At 46.6% G+C, this 1,495-nt stretch carries 2 protein-coding genes; both read left to right on the top strand.

Features of this window, described 5'->3' with window-relative positions; genetic code table 11:
- Positions 1-62: 62 nt before the first annotated feature.
- Positions 63-1,145, top strand: a complete 1,083-nt coding sequence (locus tag IEY40_RS20065; protein WP_438811101.1) for a cadherin-like domain-containing protein — start codon at positions 63-65, stop codon at positions 1,143-1,145.
- Between the two features lie 44 nt (positions 1,146-1,189).
- A partial coding sequence (locus IEY40_RS20060; protein ID WP_229777179.1) for a hypothetical protein occupies positions 1,190-1,495 on the top strand: 306 nt, incomplete at its 3' end.

Raw genomic sequence — 1,495 nt, 5'->3', positions numbered from 1 at the left:
TCAGCTTTGAAGTTGATGGCCAAAGTTATGCTGCTGGCACCGAAGTCACCCTAGAAAATGGCGTGCTCGTCTTAAATGCTGATGGTTCATACACCTTCACACCAAATGAAAACTGGAACGGCAGCGTCCCTGTAATCACTTACACCACCAACACAGGTATTACTGCCACATTAACCATTGAAGTGACGCCGCTTGATGATGCGTCTGTGTTAGTTAATGACAGCAATTCCATTGTTGAAGATACCGTTGCCACGGGTAACGTATTAGATAACGACAGCGATGTTGATTCAGATTTAATCGTTGTCAGCTTTGAAGTTGATGGCCAAAGTTATGCTGCTGGCACCGAAGTCACCCTAGAAAATGGCGTGCTCGTCTTAAATGCTGATGGTTCATATACCTTCACACCAAATGAAAACTGGAACGGCAACGTCCCTGTGATCACTTACACCACCAACACAGGTATTACTGCCACATTAACCATTGAAGTCACGCCTGTTGCTGACGGCGCTCCTACCGTTATTATTAATACAGATACTAATAATGATGGTTTTATTAGTAATGAAGAACTCAATGGCGCTACAGAAATAAACGTTACTATCGGCCTGGAAAACACAGGTGCTCAAGCCGGTGACACACTTATTGTTAATGGCATTGAAATAGTATTAACACAAGAAGATATTGATACTGGTAGCGTAAATCTCAATTTACCAGCTCCTGGCGAAGGTGAAGAAATTGAAGTTGTTGCTGTAGTCGTTGACTCTAATGGTAATACAACGCCCGAAGGAAATGACTCTGCAATTTTAGATACCACACCACCGGTCATTACAGTCGATGCACCTGCTCTAACAAACGATACTACACCGACTATCACGGGTACGACTGACGCACCTGTAGGCAGTACTGTTACATTAATTATTACTGATAGTGAAGGTAACGAACAGACCATTACAACGATAGTGAATCCTGATGGAGCATATGAAGTCGATGTAGTCGACCCATTGTCAGAAGGAGACTATACCGTTGTCGCTGAAGTTACAGATCCTGCCGGTAATACAGCCACAGATAATGATAATGGGATTGTCGACATAACGTCACCTGCACCGACTGTANCAACAGCGATGAGATCGGCACTGACGGCACAGTAACCGCCACCGTAACCTTAGCCACTGGCACCCAGGTTGGCGACACCTTGATTGTCACTGACGGTAACGGTAATGAATTGTTTAACGGCCCTGTCACGCAAGACATGCTTGACAACGGCTTTGATGTTGAAGTGCCTGTGACTGCAGGCGCCACCGATGTTGATGTGACCGCGCAAGTGATTGATATCGCCGGTAACCCATCTGCAACCGCCACCGATACACAACTTGTTGATGCCATCATGGCACCTGCACCGACCGTTGAGTTCAGCGGCATGGGCAGCGATGGCGTGTTCAACAGCGATGAGATCGGTACTGACGGCACGGTAACCGCCACCGTAACCTTAGCCACTGGC

Origin of the sequence: Shewanella ulleungensis (genome assembly GCF_014648315.1) — a bacterium.
Classification (GTDB): Bacteria; Pseudomonadota; Gammaproteobacteria; order Enterobacterales; family Shewanellaceae; genus Shewanella; species Shewanella ulleungensis.
The sequence above is the reverse complement of the archived record's forward strand: the minus strand, read 5'-3'. Positions and strand labels throughout refer to the sequence as shown.